The sequence below is a fragment of the Paraburkholderia rhizosphaerae genome (assembly GCF_004366595.1).
Classification (GTDB): Bacteria; Pseudomonadota; Gammaproteobacteria; order Burkholderiales; family Burkholderiaceae; genus Paraburkholderia; species Paraburkholderia rhizosphaerae.
In genome coordinates this window covers 2225-5828 of sequence record NZ_SORE01000057.1, presented here as the reverse complement: position 1 = coordinate 5828, position 3604 = coordinate 2225, and the positions used below count along the sequence as shown (strand labels likewise).

The window sequence follows — 3604 nt, the reverse complement described above, 5'->3', positions numbered from 1 at the left end:
AACATCCACCGTCACTTACAACTACGACGCGGCGGGTAACCGCACGAGCGTGGTCAGCACGTCGCCTTCCTGATTCCAGAGGGTTTTCCATTTTCCGCATGTCATGCCGATCCGTTTGTTACGGAGGGGCAGTGTCGTGCGCAAAAAAGCAAAGCAGCAACGCAGGACCCGCAACACTGATCCCCGAGGAATCCGATGTCCGAAGTCGCACCACAACCTGTTCAGGCGCGCGGTGATCGAGCCGCACGCGATGGCGGAGCCGCTCGCCGTGTCGTACTTGCTGTGCTCGCGGGGCTGCTGGCCTCGTCTGTCGGCGTGGCCCATGCCGGCAACGTGCAGTTCTCCGGCACCACCGCGGCCGTCATCGATAGCAACGCTGGGGTGAACTCGCAGTCCGTCCAGCAGCAGCAACCGACGATACGCCGTGGCCACGACAAGCAGTTGTTGCGGGCAGCAGCCCCCACGCAACCGGCCGGGGAATTCGCGCCGCAGCCGGGTAGCGTGCGGGCGATCATGCCGCCGGTTACCGGAGACCTGGCCGCCGCGCACGACGAGCAGGTCGCGCGCGAGATGCCTGCGGCGGTGAACCTGAATGGCACGATCGCAACGCTGGCGAAGCTCGACACGCGGCGCAAGCCGGCCATGCCGGACAGCGTCCATCTGCAGAACTTCGCGCAACCGAAACCGGGTCTGTTGCGCAGTGCGGGCGTGACAGGCGCCAACGGCATCGTGACGAACGATGCGCCGCCGGGTCCCGCGTCGATCGACGAACTCGCGCGCGCATTGCGCTATCACCCGGACCTGATCTACCAGTTCGTGCGCAACAACATCGAAATCGACCCGGTGCGCGGCATTCACAAGGGCGCGCTCGGCGCGGTGCTCGACAACCAGGGCAGTGCGACCGATCAGGCGCAACTGATGGTGTCGCTGCTGCGCACGTCCGGTTTCGACGCACGCTTCGTGCGCGGCGTGATCCGGCTCAGCGCGCAGCAGTTCACCGACTGGTACGGTCTGCCGGCCAGCAATGTTTGCGCGGTGCTGAACCTGATGGGCCAGACGCAGATTCCGGTCTACAGCGTCAGCGCAACGCAGGCCGGCAGTTGTCCGGGGCTGAACGCGGCGATGACGGAGATTTCCGTCGAGCATGTGTGGGTGAAGGCCAGTATCGGCGGCACGTGGTACACGTTCGACCCAGCGTACAAGCCGCATACGATGCGTTCCGGCGTGGATCTGGGCGTTGCCGCGGGCTACGACGCACAGTCTTTCCTTACCACGGCAAAGGGCAGCTACGCGGGCGGCGATACCGTGAACGGCATCAATCGCAACGGTATCCGCTCGAACCTGCAGGCCTATGCAGGCAACCTCGCGAACTGGATCCGGAAGAACAAACCGGCCGCCACGCTCGCCGACATTATTGGCGGCAAGGCGATCATCCCGTTCTTCGGCGGTGCGCTGCGGCAGACGCAGAATCCGCTGCTCGATGCGCGCTGGACACCCGAGGAATGGGCCGACATTCCGGCGAACCTCAAGCCGACGGTGCGCATCCGCTACCAGGGCATCGACCAGACCTTCACGTCGGATGCGATCTACGGCAAACGCCTGACGATCACCTTCAACGCATCGAACCAGCCACTGCTCAAGCTCGACGGGGTGCAGGTTGGGGCGCCCGGCAGCGCGGTCGCGCCTGGCGCCGATAGCGTGGTGAGCTTCGTCGTCTGGCACAACGCGTACACGATGACCGAAGCGGACCACGCGTTCGACCAGCATATCAAGGGTGGCGGCACCTATCTTGTCGTCAACGGATGGGGGCCGACAGGACGCGGGCTGTCGCAAAGCTACCTGAAATATCTGGAGAATACGCGTGCGGCGGGCAATGCGGACACCAGCGAACCGGTGCTCGGCGCAAGCCTTGGCGTGCTGGGCGCGCAGTGGGTGTCGGAGACCACGCAGAGCGCGTCGATCACCGACCGGCTCGCGAATGCGTACACGGTGCAGCACCACCAGGTGGGACTGGCCGGGTTCGATAACGCGCCGTACGTCGATCTGCCGAGCAACATCAGCTCGACCCTCAACATGGCGGCCGATGCGACGCTGGAAAAAGCGGTGTTCGACAGCAATGCGATGCACCAGTCGATTCTCGAGTCGGCCGCGGTCAGCCAGACCTCGGGCGTGGCAGCGGTGTCGACGGTCAGACTGCTCGACCTCGCGATCAGCCAGGCGCGAGATATCTACGATGCGAACGCGGGCAACTTCAATACGATCCGCGGGAAGCTTCCTGCCAACTGTGCGCCGCATCTGGCGAACTTCCAGAACTATGTGAACCAGGGCTACCGGCTGCTGATTCCGTCGACCTGCCAGCTGACGGAAAACACGTGGAACGGCGCGGGCTATTTCGTGCTGGGCACGGGCAAGGTGCACCTGCTCGGTTCGATTATCGCGGGCGGACTGTCGGGCGGCTTTGCGACGAGGTCAGTGCCCGCGATCACGTATAACACGGTGACGATCGCCAGTGCGAAGACGCCGCAGGCGATGAACAACTTCAACGGTGGCAACAGTCTGGCCGGCGATCCGATCGACATGGTGCACGGCAACTTCCTGTACGAGCATCAGGACGTGAAGACCGGCTACGGCGAGTCGCCGGGTAGCCTGAATTTCCAGCGGCTTTACAGCAGCGGCATGAAAAACCAGACGGGCGCGCTGGGCAAGGGCTGGACGCACAACTACGACGTTCGCATGCGCACGTCATCGGACGGGTTTCTCGCGATGGGCAGCCGGCTCGCGCTCGATGCGGTCGCCACCATCGTCGAGCACAAGGCCACGCTCGATCTGCTGAGCGATCCGGCGGCGCCGGCCTACAAGTACCTGAGTGCGGTGGCCGCGCAGCGCTGGTTCGGCGAGCAGATTGTCGATAACACGAAGGTCGCGACGTTCGGCCTGAACAGCGACGTGTTCGTGCGTCTGCCGGACGACACGTATAGCGCGCCGCCGGGCAAGGCGCTACAGCTGGACATGACCGGCAGCGCCGCGTACTACAAAACACTAAGCGGCGCCATCTGGCAGTTCGACCTCGGAACGGGCAATGCGTCGCGCTATACGCAGGCCGATGGCGGGACGCTGGTGCTGACCTGGAGCGGGGGCCTGCTGACACGGGTCGAGAACAGCACCGGCCGGAGCCTCACGCTGAGCTACACGAACAACCGCCTGCAGAGCGTGTCGAGCCCGCAGCAGAGCGTGCGCTACACGTACGACGGCAGCGACAACCTCGTCAGCACGACCGATCCCGACGGCTTCACGACACGTTTCGAGTATGACCAGCCGGGGCGGATGACGAAGTTCTACCAGCCCGCGTTCCCGACCACGCCGGTGGTGACCAACACGTACGACACGCTGGGCCGCGTGAAAACGCAGACCAGCGCGGCGGGCAACCTGTTCAACTACTACTTTGCCGGCAACCGTAGCGAGGAAGAGGGGCCGGGCGGAACGAGCCGCACGCACTACATCGACGGCGAGAGCAACATCGTGCAGGTCGGGGACCCGCTGGGCCGCTGGACGCTCAGGGACTACGACGGGCAGAACCGGCTGGTGCGCGAGACGCGTCCCGAGG

The 3604-nt window shown here is 64.6% G+C and carries 1 protein-coding gene; it reads left to right on the top strand.

Translation table 11 applies throughout. The features are described from left to right. Nucleotides 1-195: 195 nt before the first annotated feature. Nucleotides 196-3604, top strand: a 3409-nt coding sequence (locus BX592_RS33365) for a DUF6531 domain-containing protein (protein ID WP_243849856.1), incomplete at its 3' end; no start/stop codon positions are given.